Annotated in this window: 18 protein-coding genes; 11 read left to right on the top strand and 7 right to left on the bottom strand. The window is 71.5% G+C overall.

The features are described from left to right. Window positions 1-4: 4 nt before the first annotated feature. A complete protein-coding gene (locus MQN93_RS15825; protein ID WP_242709959.1) occupies window positions 5-967 on the top strand; it encodes a helix-turn-helix transcriptional regulator in 963 nt (320 codons plus the stop codon). 7 nt (window positions 968-974) lie between these two features. Here MQN93_RS15825 and MQN93_RS15830 read toward each other — a convergent pair whose 3' ends face one another. Next, window positions 975-1,772, bottom strand: a complete 798-nt coding sequence (locus tag MQN93_RS15830; protein WP_242709960.1) for an alpha/beta fold hydrolase — start codon at window positions 1,770-1,772, stop codon at window positions 975-977. Between the two features lie 82 nt (window positions 1,773-1,854). Here MQN93_RS15830 and MQN93_RS15835 point away from each other — a divergent pair, with 82 nt between their 5' ends. Then, window positions 1,855-2,865 (top strand): phosphotransferase, encoded by a 1,011-nt coding sequence (locus tag MQN93_RS15835; protein ID WP_242709961.1) that lies wholly within the window; start codon window positions 1,855-1,857, stop codon window positions 2,863-2,865. A gap of 33 nt (window positions 2,866-2,898) precedes the next feature. Here MQN93_RS15835 and MQN93_RS15840 read toward each other — a convergent pair whose 3' ends face one another. Beyond that, on the bottom strand, window positions 2,899-4,092 hold the full coding sequence (locus MQN93_RS15840) for an MFS transporter (protein ID WP_242709962.1): 1,194 nt from the start codon (window positions 4,090-4,092) through the stop codon (window positions 2,899-2,901). A 68-nt stretch (window positions 4,093-4,160) separates the two neighbouring features. On the opposite strand from MQN93_RS15840, the gene MQN93_RS15845 reads away from it, so the two are divergent. Then, complete coding sequence (locus MQN93_RS15845) at window positions 4,161-5,150, top strand: ArsR/SmtB family transcription factor (protein ID WP_242709963.1); 990 nt, start codon at window positions 4,161-4,163, stop codon at window positions 5,148-5,150. Window positions 5,151-5,159: 9 nt separating this feature from the next. After that, the gene (locus MQN93_RS15850; protein ID WP_016436537.1) at window positions 5,160-5,669 is read left to right on the top strand and encodes a glutathione peroxidase; all 510 of its coding nucleotides are present in this window, start codon (window positions 5,160-5,162) and stop codon (window positions 5,667-5,669) included. 34 nt (window positions 5,670-5,703) lie between these two features. Here the strand turns inward: MQN93_RS15850 and MQN93_RS15855 are convergent, their stop codons facing one another. Together MQN93_RS15855 and MQN93_RS15860 are read right to left on the bottom strand one after the other, a co-directional pair. Continuing rightward, on the bottom strand, window positions 5,704-7,572 hold the full coding sequence (locus MQN93_RS15855) for a DUF8823 domain-containing protein (RefSeq protein WP_016436538.1): 1,869 nt from the start codon (window positions 7,570-7,572) through the stop codon (window positions 5,704-5,706). A gap of 216 nt (window positions 7,573-7,788) precedes the next feature. Continuing rightward, on the bottom strand, window positions 7,789-10,860 hold the full coding sequence (locus tag MQN93_RS15860; RefSeq protein WP_242709964.1) for a D-alanyl-D-alanine carboxypeptidase: 3,072 nt from the start codon (window positions 10,858-10,860) through the stop codon (window positions 7,789-7,791). Window positions 10,861-11,093: 233 nt separating this feature from the next. Between MQN93_RS15860 and MQN93_RS15865 the strand changes: the two genes are divergently transcribed. The 3 genes from MQN93_RS15865 to MQN93_RS15875 all read left to right on the top strand — a co-directional run bounded on the left by MQN93_RS15865 (window position 11,094) and on the right by MQN93_RS15875 (window position 13,476). Beyond that, a complete protein-coding gene (locus MQN93_RS15865; RefSeq protein ID WP_242709965.1) occupies window positions 11,094-11,852 on the top strand; it encodes a GOLPH3/VPS74 family protein in 759 nt (252 codons plus the stop codon). 360 nt (window positions 11,853-12,212) lie between these two features. Then, window positions 12,213-13,070: a helix-turn-helix domain-containing protein gene (locus tag MQN93_RS15870; protein ID WP_016436541.1), complete on the top strand. Its 858-nt coding sequence runs from the start codon at window positions 12,213-12,215 to the stop codon at window positions 13,068-13,070. Between the two features lie 214 nt (window positions 13,071-13,284). Then, window positions 13,285-13,476, top strand: a complete 192-nt coding sequence (locus tag MQN93_RS15875) for a DUF397 domain-containing protein (protein ID WP_242709966.1) — start codon at window positions 13,285-13,287, stop codon at window positions 13,474-13,476. A gap of 150 nt (window positions 13,477-13,626) precedes the next feature. Here MQN93_RS15875 and MQN93_RS15880 read toward each other — a convergent pair whose 3' ends face one another. Continuing rightward, entirely contained in the window at window positions 13,627-14,472 is an 846-nt protein-coding gene (locus MQN93_RS15880; protein ID WP_242709967.1) for a hypothetical protein, read from the bottom strand. A gap of 85 nt (window positions 14,473-14,557) precedes the next feature. Here MQN93_RS15880 and MQN93_RS15885 point away from each other — a divergent pair, with 85 nt between their 5' ends. From MQN93_RS15885 to MQN93_RS15895, 3 genes are all read left to right on the top strand, one after another. Continuing rightward, the gene (locus tag MQN93_RS15885) at window positions 14,558-15,343 is read left to right on the top strand and encodes an SDR family oxidoreductase (protein WP_242709968.1); all 786 of its coding nucleotides are present in this window, start codon (window positions 14,558-14,560) and stop codon (window positions 15,341-15,343) included. Window positions 15,344-15,570: 227 nt separating this feature from the next. Next, on the top strand, window positions 15,571-17,145 hold the full coding sequence (locus MQN93_RS15890; RefSeq protein WP_242709969.1) for a sodium:solute symporter family protein: 1,575 nt from the start codon (window positions 15,571-15,573) through the stop codon (window positions 17,143-17,145). 81 nt (window positions 17,146-17,226) lie between these two features. Continuing rightward, window positions 17,227-17,829 carry a DinB family protein gene (locus MQN93_RS15895; protein ID WP_016436546.1) on the top strand — a complete coding sequence of 201 codons (603 nt, stop codon included), beginning with the start codon at window positions 17,227-17,229 and terminating at the stop codon, window positions 17,827-17,829. A gap of 54 nt (window positions 17,830-17,883) precedes the next feature. On the opposite strand, the gene MQN93_RS15900 is transcribed toward MQN93_RS15895, so the two are convergent. Both MQN93_RS15900 and MQN93_RS15905 read right to left on the bottom strand, forming a co-directional pair. Next, window positions 17,884-18,999, bottom strand: a complete 1,116-nt coding sequence (locus MQN93_RS15900) for an ADP-ribosylglycohydrolase family protein (RefSeq protein ID WP_016436547.1) — start codon at window positions 18,997-18,999, stop codon at window positions 17,884-17,886. Window positions 19,000-19,137: 138 nt separating this feature from the next. Further along, a complete protein-coding gene (locus MQN93_RS15905) occupies window positions 19,138-22,416 on the bottom strand; it encodes a tetratricopeptide repeat protein (protein WP_242709970.1) in 3,279 nt (1,092 codons plus the stop codon). A gap of 89 nt (window positions 22,417-22,505) precedes the next feature. Here MQN93_RS15905 and MQN93_RS15910 point away from each other — a divergent pair, with 89 nt between their 5' ends. Beyond that, entirely contained in the window at window positions 22,506-23,003 is a 498-nt protein-coding gene (locus MQN93_RS15910) for a DUF2165 domain-containing protein (RefSeq protein ID WP_242709971.1), read from the top strand. Window positions 23,004-23,033: the final 30 nt, after the last annotated feature.

Genomic DNA, 23,033 nt, shown 5'->3' on the forward strand with positions numbered 1-23,033 from the left:
ATCCATGGAGAGGCTGACTTTCGAGAGCGACGACCTGGCGGTGACCGAAGACTTCCTCAGCCGTGCCTACGCCACCATGCGCATCGGCAGCAACGTGCCCGGTCCCAGCCGTGTCCGTGTCCGCCGCACCGGCATCGCCCCGGTGAGCATCGACGAGATCGACCTCGACTTCGAGATGAGGTACTCGGTCACGCCGCTCGGCAGATTCTGCCTGTGCGTCGTGCACGAGGGCGTCGTCCGGGACCACGCCGTCCGGGGTGTCGAGGACTCCTTCGGCCCCGGTGACGCGGTGCTGCTGGCCCCGCCCGACCTGCCGTTCAGCGGGCGGATATGCAACGCGCGCTACGACGTCACCATGCTGGATCCCGCCCTGCTGTCCCAGGTGGCGGGCGTCGCGGCGGGCCCCGGCGAGCAGCCGGTACGGCTGACCGGGCACCGGCCGCTGTCCGCCGAGGCCGGCGGGCAACTGGTGCGCACGATCGGCTACTTGCGCGACCACGTGCTCAACGACCCGGCCCTCGCCGAGCAGCCCCTGGTGGCGTCCACCGCCGCGCAGCATCTGGCGGCGGTGGTGCTGTCCACGTTCCCCAGCACCGCGCTCGCCGAGGGGCCGGACACCGACTCGCGCGACGGGCATCCGGCGGTCCTGCGCCGCGCCCTCGCCCACATCGACGACCACGCCGACGAGCCGGTCACCGTCGCCGAGATCGCCGCGGCCGCCCATGTCACCGTACGGGCCCTGCAGTACGCGTTCCGGCGCCATCTGGACACGACGCCGCTCGCCCATCTGCGCCGGGTGCGGCTGGCGCTGGCCCATCGTGACCTGGTGGCCGCCGACCCCACCACCGATGTCACGGTCACCGAGATCGCCGCCCGCTGGGGCTTCCACCACCCGGGCCGGTTCGCCTCCCTGTACCGCGAGACCTACCACCACGCTCCCCACCGGACCCTCAGCGCCGAGAGCTGAGCGGACCTCAGGACGCGTCCGCCCGCCCTCTGCGCACCGGAAACATCGTCGGAGCGGCGTCCTTCGTGAGGAAGTCCAGGATCAGGGTGTTCAGCAGCTCCGGTTTCTCCAGGGGTACGGCGTGCGAGGCGCCGGGGACGACCGCGAGCTGTGCGTCGGGGACGGCGCGGTAGAGGTCGACCGTGTGCTCCAGCGTCATCATGTCGTCGTCGCCGGCCACGACCAGGGTGGGCGCGGTGATGCGGGACAGCTCCGCCGTCGTCAGCGTCGGCTCGACGGCGAACATCGCGGCCATCTTGCGCAGGACGACCGGCCAGTGGTCGGCGCCGTCGGGGGTCACGGCGGTGTACAGGTCGCGCAGCGGCGCCATCTCGGGACCGTCGTCCGCCATGTGCTCGATCATCGCCGGGTCGGCGAGGATCTCGGGGGCGGGGCGGAAGTTGGCCCCGACGGCGACGACCTTGCGGACCAGGTCGGGACGGGCGAGCGCCACCAGCAGGGCGACGATCCCGCCGTCGCTCCAGCCGACGAGGTGGGCGGGGCCCCGCACGACCGTGTCGAGGAAGTCGACGGTGTCGCCCGCCATGTCCGTGTACGACAGCGGGCCCTCGACGTCGGGGGTGTGGCCGTGGGCGCGCCGCTCCGGGAGGAACAGGCGGTACGCCGCCGCGAGCCCGGGGCGCTGGGCCGCCCAGGTCTCGTTCGTGCACAGGCCGCCGTGCAGCAGGAGCAGCGGCTCGGCGTCCGCGGCGCCGTCGGTCTCGTACCACGTCCTGACGCCGGGCAGTTCCACGTAGTCGCCCATGGTGCGCCGCCTCCCGAATGGTCGCCCTGTGTCGACGCTAATGCAGATGCTTCGCCGCTGCCCGCGGTGATGGGATGGAGCGATGGACGGTGATACGACGGCCGAGGTCGTCGACCGCGGGCGGCACACGGATGTCGTGACGCCCTGGGAGCGGCCCGAGTGGCGTACGGCTGCCCTGGAGTGGGTGGCCGGCGAGCTGGCCGCGCACGGGCTGCGTGTGTGCGGACCGCGGCGGGTACGGCTGCGGCCCTGGTCGGTGCTGGTGCGGCTGCCGGTCGAGGGGGCCGGGGCGGTGTGGTTCAAGGCCAGTCCGCCGGCCGGTCTGTTCGAGGCGGGGCTCACCGAGGCGCTCGCCGGATGGGTGCCGGAGCATGTGCTGAAGCCGGTCGCCGTGGACGCGGGCCGGGGTTGGGCGCTGCTGCCCGACGGGGGACCGCGACTGGCGGACGTGCTGGAGAACGGGCCGGACGACCCCCGCACCTGGGAGGAGTTGCTGCGGCAGTACGCCGACCTGCAGCGCTCCCTGGTGCCGTACGCCGGGAAGATCGAGGCCCTCGGGGTGCCCGGGGCCCGTACGGCCGCGCTGCCCGGCCTCTTCGACCGGCTCGTGGCGGAGAACGGCGCCCTGACGGACGAGGAGCGCGCGGTGCTGCACGGGCTGCGGCCCCGTCTGGTGCGCTGGTGCGAGGAGCTCGCCGGGCTCGGGATCGCGGACTCGCTCGACCACGCGGACGTGCACCCGGGACAGGTTTTCGTGCCGGCCCCGGGCCGGTTCACCTTCTTCGACTGGGGCGACGCCAACGTCTCGCACCCCTTCTGCAGCTTCGTGGTGCCCGCCGGACACGCCGTCGAGCGCTACGGCCCCGAGGTGCTGCCCCGGCTGCGGGACGCCTATCTCGAACCCTGGACCGGCAACGGCCACACCCCCCACGACCTGCGCCGCGCCCTCCGCCAGGCCTGGCGCCTCGGCGCCCTGGGCCGAGCCCGCGCCTGGGGCCGCCTCTTCCCGGAAGCCGCGGCCACCACCACCCAGGCAGGCGCCCCCCAGAGCGCCCGCTCCCTGCTCCAACTCGGCGACGAACCCCTCGTATAGCCCCTTCTATCCGCTTGCGGCCCCTGTCGGCCCCTACGACTCCTGCAGAGCGGCCGCCGACTCACGTGCACGCGTCCGACGACCGGCGGTGGCCAGCGCGAGCGTCATCCCGAGGGATGCGAGCGCCATCGCGGTGATCGCCGTGGCGGGTGAGGTGAGGCCGGCCATCGAGCCTGCCACGGCTGCGGCCACGCCCTGCATCGTCAGCATGCCGGACGAGTGCAACCCCAGGGCGTGGCCGCTCAGTTCGTCCGGGGTCAGTGTCATCAGGCGTTCCTGCTGGACCAGGCTCGCGCCGAAGCCGACCGAGGCGAGGGCCGCCGCGAGGGCCGCGAGGGGCAGCGCCGGATGCAGCGCGAAGATCAGGTACGGCGTGGCGAGCAGCGTCAGCAGCGGGGTGGCGAGCCGGGGGCGCAGCGTGGGCGGTACGAGGCGGCCCACCGTGACGTCGCCGGCGAACATGCCCAGCGCCCCGCAGGCGAACAGCGCGCCGGCCGCGTGGGGGGCGTAGGAGACGTAGAGGGACTCGCATCCGACGACCAGGCCGTTGGGCAGCCACAGGCCGAGGTAGGTGAGGCGGCGTGGGCGCGAGGACCACAGCAGGGCGTTGGTGCGCCAGGTCTCGCGGGCGGACGGGCGGCCCGAGGAGCGCGGTGGGCGGGCGCTCAGGCCGAGGCGCGTGCCGAGGGCGGAAGTGGCGTACAGCGCCGCCGAGAGGAGCAGACAGGTGCGTGGCGACAGGACCGTCAGCAGGGCGCCACCGGTCGCGAACCCGGTGATCTGCATGAGCCCGGAGAGCATGTTGAAGACCGAACGCCCCAGCAGATAGCCGTCCTTGGTGAGGATCTCGTTCAGCAGCCCCCAGCGCACACCGCCGCCGAGCGAGGCGACCAGGCCTTCCAGGAGGATGACGGTGAAGACGCCCCAGATGGGCAGGGCGGGGGCCGCGAGGACCGTCGTCGCGGCGGCGAAGGCGAGGGCGATGCCGGTCAGTGCCGTCCGCGGGGGCAGCCGGTCGGCGCCCGACAGCAGGACCGTGGCGCCGAGCACCTGCGCGAGCTGCGGCCCGAACATGCTCACCGCCGACAGCAGCGGCGACCCGGTGACGCCGTAGACCAGGGTGCCGAGCGCCAGACCGCCGATCGTCTGGGCCGCGGTCTGGGCGGCGGAGGCGAGAAAGAACGGGGTGAACTCCGGGGTGCGGAACAGATCTCGGTAGCTGCGCATGCCGTGAGTCTGGGAACGCCCTCGGAGCGCGGGTACTGTTTCGCCGACACGCGAAAGGTCAGGACGCCATGGGCTGGTGGCAGATCAGCGCCGACACCCTCGCCCGCAGCCGGTTCGTGCTCTCACCGCTCGCGGAGACCTTCGCGAGCCTGAAGCTCCTGCACTCGGGCGTGGGCGGGCACCCGGGCGAGCAGGCCTGGCTGCGGGACCACCTGCCCGCCTACCGGCGCAGGATCGCGGCCGACCCGGTCACCGCGCTGCTGGTGCGCGCGGGCCTGGGGCGGGGCTGGATCGCGGACTTCCTCACGCCGACGCCGAGGGACGGGGAGACGTTCGAGGACGGAGTGGCGCGCGTCCGGGCGGCCCGTCCCGAGGCGGCCCGCGCGCATCTCGTCGTCTCCCTCATGGGCGCCCCGCTCCCCGCCGAACTGCAGCGGGACGACCTGCCCGAACGGGCGGCGGCCCTGCTGGAGTTCGTGTGGGAGTCGGCGGTACGGCCCGACTGGCCGCGGCGCCGACGCGTCCTCGAGGCCGATGTGGCCGCCCGCACCGCGCAGGTCGGTCAGGGCGGCTGGGCGGCCGTACTGGAGGGGCTGCGGCCCGGCCGGACGCGCTGGCTCGGCGAGAACCGGCTGCAGGTCAATGAGCAGGAGTATCCGCCGCGCGACCTCTCGGGCGCCGAGCTGATCTTCGTGCCGGTCACCCCGCAGCGGCACGGCTGGGTGTCCTGGGAGGGGCGTGAGCGGTACGCCAAGGTCTACCCGTGTCTGGGCGCCCTGGCCGGCGGCCCCGGGGACACCGTCCCCGAGTCGCTCGGCGCCCTGCTCGGCGCCCACCGCGCCGAGGTCCTCGTCCTGCTCTCCTCCCCCATGAGCACGACCCAGCTGACCGCCGTGACCGGGCAGGGCCTCGGCTCGGTGGGCCGGCATCTGAAGGTGCTGCTCGACGCAGGCCTGGTGGACCGGCGGCGGGCGGGCCGCTCGGTCCTGTACGCACGGACGACGGCCGGTGACGTCCTGACGGAGGCGCAGAACCGGCGTGACACGGAGCGGAGTTAGCATCCGCTCATGACGACTGCAGACAGCAACGGCGCCGCTCCCCTCGATGTGGAGATCGGCGCCCTCCAGGGTGGTTCCGCCGACCTGTCCCAGTACGCGGGACAGGCCGTCCTCATCGTGAACGTGGCCTCCAAGTGCGGGCTGACCCCGCAGTACTCCGGCCTGGAGCGCCTCCACGAGCGCTACGCCGGCCAGGGCTTCACCGTCCTCGGCGTGCCCTGCAACCAGTTCATGGGCCAGGAGCCGGGCAGCGCCGAGGAGATCGCCGAGTTCTGCTCGGCGACGTACGGCGTGACCTTCCCCATGACCGAGAAGGTCGAGGTGAACGGCGACGGCCGGCACCCCCTCTACCAGCGGCTGACCGGCTTCGCCGACGCCGAGGGCCACACCGGCGACATCCGCTGGAACTTCGAGAAGTTCCTGATCGGCCGCGACGGCAAGGTGGTCGCCCGCTTCTCCCCGCAGACCGAGCCGGAGGCGGCGGAGGTCGTGACCGCGGTGGAGAGCGCCCTCGCCTAGCGGAGCCGGACGGACGGCAGGGGGCGGCGCGCGGTCACTTCAGCTCGTCCGGGCACGGGGTGCCCCGCGGCAGCTGGTACGGCGCCCCCAGCCGGTACGTCCCCGCCTTGGGCGCCACCAGCAGCGTCCACTTGTCGCCCTTGTCGTCCTCCTCCGTCTGCATCAGACAGCCGTTGACGTTGTCGTAGGACTTGGGCATGCCGTCGGCGCGGTGCTTGGAGGCCTCCGTCTCCTTCGGCGGTTTGACGCCCTTGCCCTTGGCGTCGACCAGGCCGAGCCACGGGGAGTAGGGGACGCGGATCAGCACCCGGCCGGGCTTCTTGACCTCGATGGTCAGCTCGCCCTGCTCGGCACGGTCGACGACGGCGGGCGGGTCGGCGAGCGGGGTGGGGTCGGTGACCTTGAACAGCTGCCAGTTGGCGTCGCCCCAGACCTGCTTCAGATACGGCATGCCCCGCTGGACCAGCTCCCGCTCGCGCTCACCGCCGTCGCCGTCGGGCGCGCCCTTCGGCAGCACGACGAAGTGGACGGACCAGCGCTGCAGCCACTCGTGGTAGTTCGCCGAGTTGAGGGTGTCGTCGTAGAAGAGGGGGTTGCGCTCCATGTCGGCCTGGCGGTTCCAGCCGCGGGCGAGGTTGACGTAGGGCGCGAGCGCGGAGGCCTCGCGGTGGGAGGCGGCGGGCACGACCTCGACGCGGCCCCGCTCGGCGCCGACGTCCTGCAACTCGTTGACCAGGGGCGCCAGCTCGCGCGCCCAGGACGCGGCCGGCGTGGTGTGGACGACGTCGTCGACCGCCTTGAACCCGATCCAGAAGGTGAAGCCGACGAAGGTCACCACGGTGACGTACCAGTTGCGCGAGCGCGGCACCGTGAACGGCAGCGCGGCGATCAGCGCCACCCCCGCGAAGAGCATCGCCAGACGCGTGATGTTGGAGCCGATCTGCGAGCTGACCAGCCACACCGCGAGCACCGACAGGGCGTACACCGCGGAGGTCAGCCGGACGGTCGTCCAGTTCTTCGGTACGACCATGAAGACGACGACCGAGCACAGGAACGGCAGGATCACCGAGGCGAACTCCATCGGCTGCGTGCCCGAGAAGGGGAACAGCCAGGCCGACACCGCCACGACCAGCGTCGGCGCGATGCCCAGGGCCCAGGCGCCGGGACGGCGCTTCTGCAGGAACAGGGCGACCGCGACGAGGCCCACGAACAGACCCGCGACCGGGGACGACATCGTCGCCAGCGCGGCCAGCGGCGCCGCGCACAGGGCCTTCGCCCAGCGCTTGTAGCGCCACTTGTGGGGCCAGCAGAAGACGACGGCGACCGCGCCGAGCGCGAACACGGTGCCCAGGCCGAAGGTCACCCGGCCCGAGGCGGCGTTGCACAGGAACGCGAAGACGCCCGCCAGCGACGCCCACAGCGGGTTCTTCACCGAACGGCTGCGGATGAGGATCATCGTCAGCAGCCCGGCCGAGACGGTCCCCGAGATCATCATCGTCGTACGGACACCGAGCACCGACATCAGATACGGCGACACCATGCTGTACGACACCGGGTGCATCCCGCCGTACCAGGCCAGGTTGTACGCCGAGTCCGGGTGCCGGCCGACGAACTCGGCCCAGGCATCCTGCGCGGCGAGGTCGCCGCCGCTGTTCGCGGACGTGAAGAACCAGACGATGTGCAGGATGCCCGACAGGGCGGTGACGGAGAGCACCGGGTGGCGCAGCAGACGCTCGCGCAGGGCGAGAAAGGCGGACATCACGCGTGACGGACCGCCCTGTGCACCGTCCTGCGTACGGCCGGAGTCACGTCCGTCCGCGCGCGGTGCGGGCACGCGTATTCGCGGGCCGGTTCCCGGGCCCGGATCGGCGTCGTCGGCGCGTGTCGGCTCCGCAGTGGCCACCTGAAGGCACTCCCCGTGGTGTCCCGTCTTCTGTTCTGGACGCGTCCCGTTGTCCGCCCGTTCGCGGCTGCGTCCCCGGGGGTTCCCAGTCGCGTGACCGCGAGCGACGTCCTGCCCCGATTCGTGACGCTAGCACGCACCCCGCCGGTGGGCTCCCTGGTGGGCGCCTCGGCGGGGTGCCGCGGTGTCGCGCTCGTGACCCGGGGTGGGCCCGGGTCAGCCGAGGCGCTTCAGCTTCGCGCCGAAGCCGGGCTCGGCGAGATCCTTCTGCAGCGCGACCGGGACCTTGACCGCGCCGTTCGAGCCGTCGCCCACGGTGAGGGTGCCCACCTGGGTGCCGGCCTTCGCGGAGTGCGGTACGTCGTCGCCCTCGAAGGACAGCTTCACCTTCAGGCCCGCCCAGCCGACCGCGGTGACGTCCTTGGTCAGCACGATCGGGGTGTGGCCGCCGAGCCGGTCGTCCACGTACCCGACCACGGAGCCCTTCTTGAGGATCTTCGTGGAGGTCAGGGCGTCGCGGGCGGCGAGCATCGCGGTCTTGCTGACGGCGTTGACGGTGTCGATGATCGGCGCGGTGTGCTGGCCGAGGATCGCGCCGACGACGGTGACCGTCTCACCGCCGACCTCCTTGGTGGCGGCGAAGAGCAGGTTGCCGCCGGCCTTGGTGGTGGTGCCGGTCTTGATGCCGAGGGCGCCGTTGAAGGGGACCAGGGCGTTGTAGTTGCGCCACTTGTGGCCGGACGGGTCGATCCAGTTGGGCAGCTTGGTGATCTCCATCAGGGCCGGGATCTTCACCAGCTCGTTGCCGAGCAGCACCTGGTCCTGGGCGGTGGAGACGGTGGACTCCTTCAGGCCGGAGGCGTCCGTGTACGTCGTGTTCTTCATCCCGAGGTCCTTGGCGGTGTCGTTCATCTTCTTGATGAACGCCGCCTCGGAGCCCGCGTCCCAACGGGCCAGCAGACGCGCGATGTTGTTCGCGGACGGGATCATGATGGCCGACAGGGCCTGGCGTTCGGTGAGGACGTCACCCTTCTTGACCGTGTTGAGGGTGGACTCGCCGTCCTTGTCGTAGCCGCCCTCCTTCTCCGCCAGCGCGTCGACGGTGATCTTCTCGCCCTCGGCGCCCGGCTTCAGCGGGTGGTCCTTGAGGACGAGGTACGCGGTCATCGCCTTCGCCACGGAGCCGATCGCGACGGGGGTCTGCTTGCCGAAGTTCCCCATCGTGCCGATGCCGTTGACGTCCATCCAGCCCTGGCCCTCGTTCGGCCACGGGAGGGCCGCGTTGTCGCCGTCGAAGGTGTAGGAGTCCTCGGCGGTCAGGGCGAGCGTGGGGGTGGGCAGGGGGCGGACGGCCTGCACGATCGCAAAGACGATCACCAGGAGGAGGACCAGCGGGGTCCAGATCTTGACGCGGCGGACGAGCGTGCGGACCGGGGTCTGCGGCGGGGGCGGGGTGTTCGTCAGCTCGGCCAGCAGATCCATCGGCGGCTTCGGCGGCAGGGGCTGCTGCGCCGTGCGCTCCGGACCGACCTGCGGAACCTGCGCCGTCGCATCCGCCGGCCTCCGCGTCCCCGGCTCGTCCAACGGCCTGAGCGCCACGAACTTACTGGTCCGCTCCGCCGCGGGCGCCTCCTTCTCGGGCCCCTTCGGCACATCCCCGAGCTTCAGCATCGTGGTCGGCTGATCCACCTGAGGCTTGGCCTGCGGCCGCTTGAAGACAGCGGTGGGCTGATCGACGGGCTTGCCCGCCGGGGGCTTGGACTTTGCGGAGGGGTCCCCTCCGGGGGTCTTGGGCGTTGCGGAGGGGGCGCCTCCCGGGGCCTGGGACTTGCCGGAGGGGGCGTCCTCCGAGGCTTGAGGCTTCTCGGAGGGGGCGCCTCCCAGGGCTTGGGACTTCCCGGAGGGATCGCCCTCCGAGGCCTGAGGCTTCCCGGAGGGGGTGGCCCCAGACGGCTTGGGCTCGTCCGCGGGCTTGGCACTCGACGGCTCGGGCTCGTCCGAGGCGCCGTCGGTCCTGTCGGCATCCTTGCCGTCGGCCGGAGCACCGGCCTTGGCAGCAGCGCCCGTACCGGTCGCGGGGGCGTCGGTCTTCCGGCCAGGGTCCGCACCAGCGGCAGGACCGCCCGCCTCGGAAGCGGTGGCCGCGCCGTCCGCAGACGCGCCCGCCCGGGAGGCAGGGGCGTCGGCCTTGGGGGCAGCACCCGTACCGGCCGCGGGGCCATCGGCCCTCGGGCCAGGGTCCGCACCAGCAGCGGGCGCGCCCGCCTTGGAGGCGGTAGCCGCGTCGGCCGCGGGCACGCCCGCCTGAGAGGCAGGGGCGTCGCCGGTGGTGGGGGCGTCGGCCTTGGGGGCGGCGCCTGCACCAGTCGCAGGGGCGTCGGTCGCCGGGGTTGAGCTCTCGCCAGCGGCAGGAGCATCTGCTTCGGAGCCCGCCTCCGAGTCGTCAGCGGGGGTGGCCGGCTTCGGTTCTTCGGGCCCGGCGTCCGCGGAGTCGGCCGCCTTGGAATCGGCCGGCGTGGAAGCAGTGGCCGTAGCAGCGCCGGAGGCGTCCTTCGCGGAGTCGCTCCCGCCCTCCGCGTCGCCGGAATCATCCGTTCCGGCGCCCTCGGCGGGCTTCTCGCGGCCCGGGGCGGCTTCAGCGTCCTTGGAGTCGCCGGAGCGGACCCAGGCCGCCACAGCCGCGCGCAGGCGGTCGTCGCCCGACGAGCCGCCCGGGACGTCACTCGACGCGCCGCCCTCGTCACCCTCTGCCGCACCATCCGCGGAAACGTCTCCGCCGCTCCCGACACCTTCCTCGCGGTCCTGGTCCGCGCTTACGGCACCTTCCCTGCGGTCCTCATCCGCGCTTACGGCACGTTCCTCGCGGTCCCCGCCCCCGCCCGCGGCACCTTCCGAGCGGTCCTCGTCCCGGCCCGCCGCACCACCATCGTGATCACCGTCCCCGCTCGCGGCGCCCTTCTCGACGTCCCCGCCCGCGCCCGCGGCACCTTCCCCGCGGTCCTCGTCCGCTCCTGCGGCACCACCATCGCGGTTGCCGCCCGCGTTCGCGGCACCTTCCCCGCGGTCGGCGCTCACGCCGGCGCCGGCGTCGACCCCTGTCGCGCCCCGCACCGAGAACACCCGCGTCGCCGTGTCCACGCCGCCCCTGATGTCCTGGGCCACCGCCAGGCGTGGGTCGCGTGTGGTCTGGTTCTCTGTGCGGGCCTCGGGAACCGGGCCCGTGCTCCCCGACGTCGGTTCTGCCGACGACGCGCGCTTCTTCGACCTGTCGGGGGACTCGCCCGCCACCGATGCCTCCTCCTGCCGCACGCCCCGCGTGCGCTACCGAACCGTGAACCGCCGCCCGGAACACCGCTCAAACGCGCTGTCCGAACCATGTACCAGTGTCCTGTGTGCGGGCTTAACCCCTGCGGTAGACGAGAACGACATACCTACCGGTTCCCTCACAAAGAGGTCACGCACTCTCGACAGACCAATGTGAGAGGGGTCACCCTGTCTTTCATCCACGCGGGGAGGCATGGATGGGCAGGAGCCGCAGAACAATTCCGGAGGAGCTTCTGCTGCTGGCATTGGACCCGACCACGGGTACCACTGCACAGCCGCAGTCGCTCGACCTCGGTCTGGCCGGAGCACAGCTAGTGGAGCTGGCGCTGGCCGGACGGATAGCCCCAGACGGGGATCGTATCGCCGTGGTGGCCCCACGGCCGACTGGAGATCCAACTCTGGACTGCGCATTGGAGTTGCTGCGAAGGCGTGGCGCTCCCGTGCGTGCCGTCCACTGGATCGGCGGGCCCCGGCTAGGGCTGCGCCAGACCTATCTCTCGCATCTGGAGCGGTGCGGCATGGTGCATGCCGTGCCGGGCCAGATGTGCGGAGTGCTGCCGACGACTCGCTACCAGGCGACGGACACCGAGATCAGCCGGGAGATCAGGGCCCGGCTGGACTCCGCGATCCGTACCGGCGTACCGCCGGACCCGCGGACCGCGGCGCTCGCCGCCCTGGCGCACGCGGTCGGCCTCGGCAAGCACCTGTATCCGGGCAACGAGGGTCGGTCCTCGCGCTCCCGGCTGCGGGATCTGATCAGGCACGACCCCATGGGCGGCCTCGTGGCGCACGCCGTGATGGATGTCCAGAACGGCGTGGCCGCCCAGCCGCGCCGCAGCCCGGCCTCGCCGTCCGGGCGCCAGCCGGCCGGACCGTCCAGGTCCGCAGCGGAACCCGCCCGCGGTGTTCCGATGCAGCCGCGCCGCGGTTCCATGGCGCGCGTCGTGGCGCACTGAGCCGCGCACCACGACGGGCGGCACGAAACCGCACGCGTACAGCACGTACGTGCACAACCGCAGCACCGCAGCACCACGCACCGCCGAGCGCCGCACCGAGCCTGAACAGGCAGTCCCCAAGACCCGGTACGGGAGCCGCTGGTCCGCGCGGGGCGGCGAACCGCTGTGTCCATCCGTGCCCACGGATGCCGCAGCGGTCCGCCGTCCCGCGCGGCCGCATGTCGCGGCGGCGGCCGACTGGCGCGTATGCAGCGCATATCCATCCGTTTGCCAGCGGCACGGAGCACCTTGGTGGCAGTCTGCTCAACAGCAGATACGCAAAGTGGCAAGTCGAGTCACGCAGCCGGAGGTGCACGTCCCGTGGCGTCCAATGTCAATCCCACCGTCAGGCGACGCCGGCTGGGCCAGGAGCTGCGCCGGCTCCGTGAGCTCAAGGGCATGACGGCCGAGGAAGTGGCGGAGCGGCTGCTGGTGTCGCAGTCGAAGATCAGCCGGCTGGAGAACGGCCGGCGCAGCATCAGCCAGCGCGACGTACGCGATCTGTGCGGTGTCTACGAGGTGGAGGACCACCGCATCGTCGACTCGCTGATGCAGATGGCCAAGGACTCGCGCCAGCAGGGCTGGTGGCACTCCTTCGGCGACATCCCCTACAGCGTGTACATCGGCCTGGAGACGGACGCGGCGAGCCTGCGTGTCTACGACCCCCAGGTGGTGCCCGGTCTGCTGCAGACCAGGCAGTACGCGGAGGCCCTGATCACGGGGGCGCTCCCCGAGACCGCGGCGACCGACGTCGAGAAGCGCGTCCAGGTGCGCCTGCGCCGGCAGGAACGAATCACCGCCCCGGACAACCCGCTGCGGCTGTGGACGGTGATGGACGAGGCGGCCCTGCGCCGCGTGGTGGGCAACCGCTCCCTGATGCGCGACCAGTTGGAGCAGCTCGTCGAGCAGTCGCAGCTGCCGCACGTCACCGTGCAGGTCATCCCCTTCGAGATGGGGGCGCATCCCGGCCTCAACGGCCAGTACGCGATCCTGGAGTTCCCGGACGCGGCCGACTCCAGCGTCGTCTACATCGAGGGCGTCACGAGCGACCTGTATCTGGAGAAGGCCAACGACGTGCAGAAGTACAGCGTGATGTACGAGCATCTGCGCGCCCAGGCCCTGAATCCGGACCAGTCACGGCAGTTCATCGCGGACATCGCGAAGGAGTACGCCCGCTGAAGCGACGCACAGTACACCTTCTTTGGGCATTACTGGAAGACTCATCTGGAATATGCCACCCGGTCGAGTGAATGGTCACTTCGTACGCCGGGGTTGGCGAGTAGCGTCGATCACGCCACCACACACCAGAGGTTGGCGCAAACCGTGCTGTGGGTCCGGAGCCGGATCCGGTGTGCGGTGACAGCAACTCAACAACTGGCAATTCGGAGCAAAAATGGCAATTCGTCAGGGCGCCACGCGTACGTGGACCAAGTCCTCGTACTCCACGGGCAACGGCGCGTGTGTCGAGATCAAGTCACCGATCCGCGCGGCCATGGCCGTCCGGGACTCCAAGGTTCCCGAGGGGCCCGTACTGGCCTTCCCGGCCGACGCGTGGAACGCCTTCGTCGGTTCGATCAAGGCGTAAGGGGAGGATCTTCCTGATCCTCGCATTCGATTTCCACAACTGCACAAGCACCACCGCTTCACAAGCACCACATGAAGAGCCCTCTCGTCCAGTTCGCCGTCCTTGCCGAGGGGGCTCGGCTTGTGCCCGGCCGCAGCAGGCCGGTTTCCTTCACCTCAACCGGTCGACGTACTTGTCCGTCCCGGGCACGGTCGGGACGAACGGCGCCACCAGTTCCACCCTCCCCAGCCCGGCCTCCTGAACGGGCGCGCCCAGATCCGCGAAGTACCCCTCCCAGCACTCCCGCGGGTCCGCCTGCAGAAACCACAGCAGGGTCAGCCTGGTGTCGACGCCCTCGACCTGCTTGACGTAGGTCATGCGGTCGCCGGGCAGCGGAGTGGGCCGGAAGACGGTCACCATCGCGGCCGGGGAGCCCGCCACCCGCTTCGGCAGATGCCGTGCGCGCAGCCATGCCAGCAACTCCCGGCGCTGCTCGGCCGATTCCGCGTGGATCACCTCGACGACCAGCCCCGCGTAGGGATGGTCGAGGGCGTGGAAGTCGCGGGGCCCCGCGGCCCCGTCCCGGTAGACCGTCGCCTCGTGGTCCTGGAACGCGGTGAAGACATGCGTACGGTCCTGGTAGACCCGGGCGTCGCGGTTGAGGCGCTTGTTGATGGCGACGGTCCACTTCATGTGGTCGTCGTAGCGGCCGTCGGTGATCCAGTACGTCGAGAGGTAGCAGCCCGCGGTGACCGGCTGGGCGATCGCCGACTTCTCGGGGTAGCGCAGGAGTTGGAGGTCGCGGGTCGCCACCCAGCGGCGTCCGGCGTACATCCAGGGCATGGCCATCGCGCCGGCGTAGTAGTGGTCGTCCTCGTACCAGCGGTTGTAGGCGTACTCATGGCCGGGGTGGGGCTCGACCATGGTGATCAGGGCGTGGCCCGGGTGGATCCCGTAGGGCCCCACCGCGGCCAGTTCCGCATACGTCTCGCTGCGGGTGCCGCTCTCCTCGGACATGGGCGTATCCCTTCCTTCGTCGGCCGCTCGCCCATACTCTGACGCTCCGTCAGAAAATGCGCCAGGGTCAGTGCGGAGGTCGGTCATGTCACTGCTTGCGGGCAAGACGGTCGTCGTGTCGGGGGTCGGCGCGGGGCTCGGGCATCAGGTCGCGGCGGCCGTCGTGCGCGACGGCGGGAACGCGGTGCTCGGGGCGCGCACCGCGGCCAACCTCGCCAAGAGCGCCGCCGAGATCGATCCGGACGGCACGCACACGGCGTACCGGCCGACCGACATCACGGACGAGGCACAGTGCGAACAGCTCGCGGAACTCACGCGGGAGCGGTTCGGGCGGATCGACGCGGTCGTCCATGTGGCCGCCTGGGACAGCTACTTCGGCGGCCTGGAGGATGCGGACTTCGCCACCTGGCAGTCGGTGATCGACGTGAACCTGCTGGGTTCGCTGCGGATGACCCGGGCCTGTCTGCCGGCGCTCAAGGCGCACGGGGGCGCGGTGGTGTTCATCGGGACGCAGTCGTCGGTCGCGGCTCCCAGCCAGGTCCGGCAGGCGGCGTACGCGGCCTCGAAGGGCGCGCTGACCAGTGCGATGTACTCCCTCGCCCGGGAGCTCGGCCCGCACCGCATCCGGGTCAACACCGTGCTGCCGGGCTGGATGTGGGGCCCGCCGGTCAAGGCGTACGTGCAGTTCACGGCCCACACGGAGGGCGTGCCCGAGCCCGAGGTGCTGGGGCGCCTCACCGGCCGGATGGCGCTGCCGGACCTGGCGACCGACGGGGATGTGGCGGACGCCGCGGTGTTCCTGGCCTCGGACCGCGCGCGGGCCATCACGGGGCAGTCGCTGCTGGTCAACGCCGGGGAGCTGATGCGCTGACGGGTCACCTGCACCATCACCATTTGTTCATGTGAGTGAACAGAGGTCAGCAAGACGAACATCTTTACTTGCTCTTGACCCTACGTCCGCTTGTCGTGTCCGCGCAACCGCACCCACGATGAGCGGGCACTTCGCGGCCTCTCCCGGCTTGCCTCGCCCCTACCCCGCTCAGGCGAAGTGCCAACCAACTGAGCGCGGTTCACAAGGCGGACCCTGGAAGGGGGCTCATGAACAGTCTCGACTGGGCCGTGCTCATCGGCTACTTCGGCGTGATGGTGGCCATCGGCATCTGGTCCCACAAGCAAGTGGGCAATGTCAGCGACTTCTTCACGGCCGGCGGGAAGATGCCGTGGTGGCTGTCCGGCATCTCGCACCACATGTCGGGCTACAGCGCGGTCCTGTTCACGGGTTACGCGGGCATCGCCTACACCTACGGCGTGACGTCCTTCGTCACCTGGTCGTTCCCGATCGCGCTGGGCATCGCCATCGGCTCGAAACTGTTCGCGCCACGCATCAACCGGCTGCGCTCACGGCTCCATGTGGCCTCGCCGCTGGAGTACCTGAAGAACCGCTACGACCTCAAGACCCAGCAGGCGCTGGTCTGGTCGGGCATGCTGCTGAAGATCGTGGACGTCGCCGCGAAGTGGGCCGCGATCGCGACGCTGCTGTCGGTCTTCACCGGCGTCACGCTCAACCAGGGCATCCTGATCACCGGCGCGATCACCGCCATCTACTGCACGATCGGCGGCCTGTGGGCGGACGCGCTGACCGAACTGGGACAGTTCATCATCCAGTTGCTGGCGGGCATCTCGATGTTCGTCGCGGTGGTGCTGAAGCTGAACGACAAGGGCATCGGCCTCTTCGACGCCTTCGACCAGCCGGCCCTGCACGGCCACGACAAGCCGCTGGTGGGCCCCTACGGCACGGTCTTCCTGCTGGCGTTCCTCTTCATCAAGCTCTTCGAGTACAACGGCGGCATGCTCAACCAGGCCCAGCGCTACATGGCGACGGGCAGCGCCCGTGAGGCCGAGCGGTCGGCGCGGCTGTCGGCGGTGCTGTGGCTGGTCTGGCCGGTCGTCCTCTTCTTCCCGATGTGGATGTCGCCGCTGCTGGTGCACGCCCAGAAGCCGGACGGCTCCGACTCCTACGGCCTGATGACCGAACAGCTGCTGCCGCACGGCCTGTTGGGCCTGGTGATCGTCGGCTTCTTCTCCCACACCATGGCCATGTGCTCCTCCGACGCCAACGCGATCGCGGCGGTGTTCACCCGTGACGTGGCGCCGGTGGTGTCGCGCGCGGCGCGGGCCTGGAACGAGCGTTCCGGTCTGATCGCGGCGCGGGTGACCACGGTGGTGTTCCTCGGTCTGTCGATGGCGGTGGCGACGCAGGTCAACTCGCCGACGTTCAAGGACATCATCACCGTCGTCATCAAGTGGGTCGCCGGCCTGATGGGTCCGATCGCCATCCCGATGATGCTGGGTCTGCTGCGGCCGTTCCGGCGCTCCGGCCCGACGGCGGCGCTCGTCAGCTGGGCGATGGGGCTGCTGGCCTTCTGGCTGGTCAACTACCCGATCAGCTGGAACGTCGACGGGGGCGTCCCGCTCCAGTACCAGGTGTCGATCCCGCTGGCCGTCTCCCTGGTGCTGTACATCCTCGTCGGCTACCTGAAGCCGGAGGACACCCCCGACCGGCTGGTGGTCATCGAGAAGATCAACACCGACGACGACAGCGCGGCGGTGGCCGTTCCGGCGCCGGCGGGCGAGGTGGAGGATGTCACCGGGCGTACGGCGGTGAAGGACTGACGTCCCGTCAGCAATGCGTGAGGGCCCGGGCCGTGACATGCGGTCCGGGCCCTTCTGCGTGCAGACGTGCAGACTGGCCGCATGACACCGACCGACCCCAAGGCCGACCTCCTCCGCTATCTGCAGGACGCCCGCGACGCCCTGCTGTGGAAGCTCGAAGGCCTGCCGGAGTACGACATCCGCCGCCCGCTGACGCCGACCGGCACCAATCTGCTGGGCCTGGTCAAGCATGTGACCTTCGTCGAACTGGGCTACCTGGGCGACACGTTCGGCCGCCCCTCCGGCGAGCCGAGCCCCTGGGCCGAGGAGGCCCACGCCGACGACCCGAACGCGGACATGTGGGCCACCGCCGACGAGTCGCGCGAGCACGTCGCCGACCGCTACCGCAGGGCGTGGGCCCACGCGGACGCGACCGTCGAGGCACTGCCGCTGGACACGGTCGGCAAGGTGCCGTGGTGGCCGGACGAGCAGAGCGAAGTGACGCTGCACCACGCCCTGGTCCGCGTCATCGCCGACACGCACCGCCACGCAGGACACGCCGACATCCTGCGCGAGACGATCGACGGCGCGGCGGGCTGGCGCGAGAACAGCCCCAACCTGCCGTCGGACGACGCGGAGTGGTGGAAGCGGTACCGGGACCGGCTGGAGCAGGTCGCCGAGGAGGCTGCGCGCAGGGCGCCGTAGGTTTCGCGTTCAAGGCGTAGTAGGGCCTGTGCGCCGGGCGTCGTAGGGCCGTGGTCAGGCGCGGGGATAGCGGGCCAGCCAGCCCGGGGCCGAGCCTGCGGGGCCGTGGAGGGCCGGGCCCTGGGTCATTTCCATGGCGAAGTCGTCGGCCAGTTCGAGGAGGGTGGGGCGGCCTTCCAGTTCGGCCAGCCAGGCCGGGGGGAGGGCCGTCTCGCCGTGCAGGGCGCCGAGGAGGCCGCCGGTCAGGCAGGCCGTCGCGCCGGAGGGGCCGTCGTGGTTGACGGCGAGGCACAGGCCGTGGCGGACGTCCTCACCCACCAGCGCGCAGTACACGGCGGCGGCCAGCACGCCCTCCGCCGTGCCGTCCCCCGCCAGTTCGGCCACCCGGGCCGGTGTGGGCATGCCCTGGCGGACCGCGCCGAGCGCGTGCTGCAGCGCGGCCCCGACCGACTGGTGCCCGGGCCGTGCGGCGAGCAGCGCGAGCGCCCGCTGCACGGCCCCGTCGAGACTCTCGCCGCGGGCCAGAGCGTGCACGATCACGGCGTACGCCCCCGCCGAGAGATAGCCCATGGGGTGCCCGTGGGTCTGCGCCGCGCACTCCACCGCGAGCTGCACCACCAGCTGCGGCTCCCAGCCGACCAGCAGTCCGAAGGGCGCGGAACGGGCGACCGCCTCGGGCCCGACCTCGCCGGGGTTCTTGGGCACGTCCAGCGTGCCCATGGTCTCGTCGCCGAACCCGATAAGCAGGGAGCGGGCGGGGTCCCGGCGAGCGTAGAGCCACTCCTCGCGCGCCAGCCAGCCGTCGTCCTTGCGGCGCTCGTCGGGCCCCCAGTCGCGCTGGGTGGCCGCCCAGCGCAGATACGCCCGGTGCAGATCGGTCGGCGGATGCCAGGCGCCGGTGTCGCGGCGGACCTGGGCCCGTATCAGCCCGTCCACGCTGAACAGGGTGAGCTGCGTGAGATGGGTCACAGCACCGCGTCTGCCGTAGGCGAAGGCGAGATCGACGACGCCCTCGGCGCCGTACGTCTCCCGGATCTCGTCGAAGAGCAGCCCGTCGACGGGCGCTCCCAGCGCGTCCCCGAGGGCGGATCCCAGCAGGGTGCCGCGCACCCGGCTCCGGAAGTCCTGCTGCTCGACACGGCCCCAGACGGCCCCGGTCGTCACGTCCACCAAGACCTCCCCTCCGGCACCTCCCGACGCATGACAGCTCAGCACTGTAATCGAACGGGAACGGTGGGTTGAGAGGGCAGAGTGATATGCGAAATGTTGGCCGAATGATCCGTGGCGGTCAGGTGTCGGCGTCGGTGATCACTGTTCGGTGACCACTGTCAGGTAGTGGCCGATGCGCTCCCGGTCGGCGTCGGGGCTCTGCTGCAGTTCGGTGAGGATGCCGGTGAGGTAGGCGAGGTCGTCCCAGTCGCTGCCGGCGGCCAGGAAGTCCGCGAGGCCCCGGTCGGCCTCCGCCCAGTCGGCGAGGGCGCACCCGGCGAAGCACCGCCCCTGCGCGCGCTCCAGCTCGTCGGGGTCCTCGCCCTCGTCCAGGAGCCGGGTCAGCTCCCGCCACAGGGGCTCGGCGGTGTGCAGTCCCTCGGAGCGGCTGACGACCATCGCGAGGTGGAAGGTGCCGGCGATCGGTTCGGCCGTGCGCAGTGCCTCGGCCGTCCGCCGGGCCTCGGCCCATCGTCCGTGGTGGCGGTGCGTCTCGATGCGGCACTCGTCCAGTTCGGGGCCGGGCCCCGCCGCCCGTTCCGCGTCGGCGAGCCGGGCGTCCGCCTCGTCCCAGCGGCCGGCCAGCTGCAGCACGTCGACGGCCCTGCGGCGGGCCCAGTCCGCCTCCGTGCCGAGGGCGACGCACCGGTCGAGGTCGGCCAGCGCCCGGTCGACGTGCCCCGTCGCGACGAGGACCCGTGCCCGCTGGCCGTGCGCCCACCCGTCCTCGGGATCCAGCTCCAGGGCCCGGTCGAGACAGCGCAGCGCCTCCTCGTGGTTCTTCTGCGCGCGGTGCACCGCTCCGAGACTGGCCAGTGTGGGGTCGTAGTCGGGGCTCAGTTCCAGGACCCGGTGGAAGAGGGCGACGGCCTCCTCGTAACGGCCGTCGCGTCGGTACTGCTCCCCCAGCTGGTGGCTGAAGGCGTCGACCCCGGGGTCGAGTTCGACGGCCCGTCGCAGGTCCTCGTACATGCCCGCCCGGTCGCCCAGCCGGTCGCGGGCCTCGGCGCGCACCCACAGGGCCCAGGAGTAGTCGCGCTTCAGCTCGAAGGCACGGTCGAGGTCGGCCAGCGCCTCCTCGCTCCGGCCGAGCGCGAGCAGGGCCTCTCCCCGGCTCGCGAGCGCCGACGGGTAGTCGGGCCGGAGGGAGACGGCCCGGGTCAGCTCGGCGACGGCGTCCTCCAGGCGGCCCGCGCGACGGTAGGCGTCGCCGCGTTCCGACGCGATCCAGGCCACGTCGGGAGCGCGGGAGACCGCCAGGTCGAAGTCGGCGAACTCCTGCTCCGGCTCTCCCCTGCTGCCGTGCAGACGGGCCCTGCGCACCAGCGCCCACAGGTCGTTGGCGATGCTCAGCGAGCGGTTGAAGTCGGCCAGCGCGGCGTCGTACTGTCCGAGGCCGTGCCGGGAGACGGCCCGCCCGGTCAGCGCGGCCGTGTCGGTCGGATCGAGGGCGAGGGCCCGGTCGAAGTCGGCCACGGCCTCCTCGAAACGGCCCGCCATCCGGTGGGTCTCCCCGCGTTCGGTGAGGATCCACCTGGTGCCGGGGGACAGTTCGGCCGCCCGGTCGAGGGCCGCCAGCGCCGCCGGGAGCTCCTCCATCAGCCGGAGCGTGAGACCACGGCAGTAGTGGGCCACATGCTGCTCCGGATCGAGCTCGATCGCGTGATCCAGGTCCGTCAGGGCCCGTGCGTACTCGCGGCGGACGCGCAGTTCCCTGGCCCGCAGCACATGGGCCAGCGCGCGGCCCTCGGCGTCGAGTCCCGGGCGGGCCAGGAGCAGATCCGCCGCCCTGGTCAGGCCCAACTCCTCGTCCGTGAGCGCCTCGCCCAGGTCCCGGCCCCAGTCGAGCAGGACCGGGTGGTCCGTGGCCTTGCCCGCGTCCTCCAGCATGCGCGCCCAGCGACGCCCCGTGACCTCGTCCGCGTTGTAACAGGCCTCGACGAACCTGCCCAGGGCGTCGGCGAGCGCCGCGGGCGGGCGGGCACAGAGCTGGTGGTAGGTCTCCTCCAGGAGCAGCGCCCGCCACTCCTCGTCCTTCCACAGGCTGCCGTTTCCCCAGCTCGCCTCGCAGTCCGCGCGCCACTCCCCGTAGGCCTCCGCCAGCTTCCGGTGCCGCGGCGCCCAGGTCCGCGGATGCTCGCGCCGCTCAAGACGCAGCATCTGCGCCCGTACGACGTCGTGGTACTGCGTGCGCTCACCGCCCGCGTCGACGAACGGCAGCGACGTCACCCACTCGTACAGCTCGTCCCGTTCCTCGTCCGGGCGGTCGACCAGGACCCGGAAGACGTCGGCGTCCAGCCACCGCGGCAGGGCGCACAGCGTGGCGACGTCCCGGCGGGCCTTCGGCTCCCCGTCCAGGAAGCGCTTCACGGCGGCGGTGCTCGGATCGCGTACGCCCTCCGGGCCGACCGGGGCGTTCGTCGCGAGCGTCGACACGAGGACCGGCAGGCCGCCGGTGATCCGCAGCACCGCCTCGACGACCGGCTCGGCCACCACGCCGCGTGTGGCGAGCAACTGCCGTGCCTCCGCGTCGGTGAACGGCTCCAGCGGTACGTCCGCGACGGAGTACAGGCCGCCGCGGCCGATGTCACGGGCGCGCTGCCCGGCGGTGACCACGACGAGCGTGGCGGGCAGCCGGCGCTCCTCCTCGTCGCCCGTGAGCATCTCGTGCAGCCACGGTTCGAGATACGGTCCGGTCCGCTCGTACGTGTCGAAGAACAGGACGACCCACCGGCCCCCCGAGGCGGCGTCCCGCAGTTCGCGCAGCAGCAGCGGGGTGAGCACCTTCTCCGGGGTCAGGACCAGGTCCCGGTCCTCCTCGTTGCGGAAGCGGGCGCCGAGGCCGGCCCACAGGCGGTCCGCGCCCTGGGCGAGCCGGTCCGCGGGGATGCCTCGGGTGACCACACCGGCGAACGGGACGGTGGCGTCGACCAGCCCGATACCCATCTGTACGGCTGCCGTGCTGCCGGCCGACGCCGTCGGTGGTTCGGGGGACGACGCGGCGGCAGCGGCCGCCTCGGCCTCGCGCCGCCGGTCGCGGTAGGTGGCAAGCCTGCGCTCCAGCGCCTTCAACCGGCGCCCCTGGTCCGCGAACTGACGGCAGATCACGTCTAGGGCCTCGGGAACGCTGCCCGCGCCATCGCCGACGTACACGGTCAGCGCGCCGCGCTCGCGCGCGAGATGGTGCCATTCCCGGATCAGCGAGGTCTTGCCGACGCCTGCCGGGCCGTGCACATGGAAGCGGAAGTGGTGGCGTGCGTCCGTGGGCGGGATGTCGAAGTTCTGCGCGAACAGGGCCCGTTCGGACTCCCGGCCCACGAAACCGGCCCGCACGCTCTGCCGGTTCAGCTCCTGCAGCGACGGATCCGACTGCGCCACCGGTACGTCCTCTCGCCCGCGAACCCTGACCCCCCATTCTGGCTCACCTCGTGGCGGGCCCACTGATCGCCACAGGGAGAATGGCTGTCATGACCACCACCCCCCGAAACCCCCTGACCGTCACGGCCGCGCTGCTCACGGCGACGGTCGCCCTCTACATCGCTCTCGTCGCCTTCGGCAACATCACCGACTTCGGCACGAATCAGGCGTTCGTGCAGCACGTCCTGGCCATGGACACCACGTTCAAGGACGACGACCTGATGTGGAGAGCCATCACCAACAAGGGCCTGCAGAACACCGCTTACGTCGCCATCATCGTCTGGGAGACCGTCGCCGCGCTGGTCCTGGTCTACGGGACCTGGCTCTGGGCCCGGCGCGAGAACGCCCGCGCCCGCGCCGTCTCCACGTACGGCCTGCTGATGCTTCTGCTGCTGTTCGGCGCCGGGTTCATCGCGGTCGGCGGCGAGTGGTTCTCCATGTGGCAGTCGAAGACCTGGAACGGACTCGACGCCGCGCTGCGGGTGTTCGTGCTCAGCGGGGTCGTGCTGATCGTCGTGCAGCTGACCGGCCGCGGGAGCGAGGACTGACCGGCAGTCCGGCCTTTTCGCGTCCGGCTT

This window comes from Streptomyces spinosisporus, assembly GCF_022698145.1.
GTDB lineage: Bacteria > Actinomycetota > Actinomycetes > Streptomycetales > Streptomycetaceae > Streptomyces > Streptomyces spinosisporus.

Coding starts and splice junctions, on each gene's coding strand:
- MQN93_RS15825 (WP_242709959.1), top strand. CDS start 5: ATGGAGAGGCTGACTTTCGAGAGCGACGACCTGGCGGTGACCGAAGAC.
- MQN93_RS15830 (WP_242709960.1), bottom strand. CDS start 1,772: ATGGGCGACTACGTGGAACTGCCCGGCGTCAGGACGTGGTACGAGACC.
- MQN93_RS15835 (WP_242709961.1), top strand. CDS start 1,855: ATGGACGGTGATACGACGGCCGAGGTCGTCGACCGCGGGCGGCACACG.
- MQN93_RS15840 (WP_242709962.1), bottom strand. CDS start 4,092: ATGCGCAGCTACCGAGATCTGTTCCGCACCCCGGAGTTCACCCCGTTC.
- MQN93_RS15845 (WP_242709963.1), top strand. CDS start 4,161: ATGGGCTGGTGGCAGATCAGCGCCGACACCCTCGCCCGCAGCCGGTTC.
- MQN93_RS15850 (WP_016436537.1), top strand. CDS start 5,160: ATGACGACTGCAGACAGCAACGGCGCCGCTCCCCTCGATGTGGAGATC.
- MQN93_RS15865 (WP_242709965.1), top strand. CDS start 11,094: ATGGGCAGGAGCCGCAGAACAATTCCGGAGGAGCTTCTGCTGCTGGCA.
- MQN93_RS15875 (WP_242709966.1), top strand. CDS start 13,285: ATGGCAATTCGTCAGGGCGCCACGCGTACGTGGACCAAGTCCTCGTAC.
- MQN93_RS15880 (WP_242709967.1), bottom strand. CDS start 14,472: ATGTCCGAGGAGAGCGGCACCCGCAGCGAGACGTATGCGGAACTGGCC.
- MQN93_RS15885 (WP_242709968.1), top strand. CDS start 14,558: ATGTCACTGCTTGCGGGCAAGACGGTCGTCGTGTCGGGGGTCGGCGCG.
- MQN93_RS15890 (WP_242709969.1), top strand. CDS start 15,571: ATGAACAGTCTCGACTGGGCCGTGCTCATCGGCTACTTCGGCGTGATG.
- MQN93_RS15895 (WP_016436546.1), top strand. CDS start 17,227: ATGACACCGACCGACCCCAAGGCCGACCTCCTCCGCTATCTGCAGGAC.
- MQN93_RS15910 (WP_242709971.1), top strand. CDS start 22,506: ATGACCACCACCCCCCGAAACCCCCTGACCGTCACGGCCGCGCTGCTC.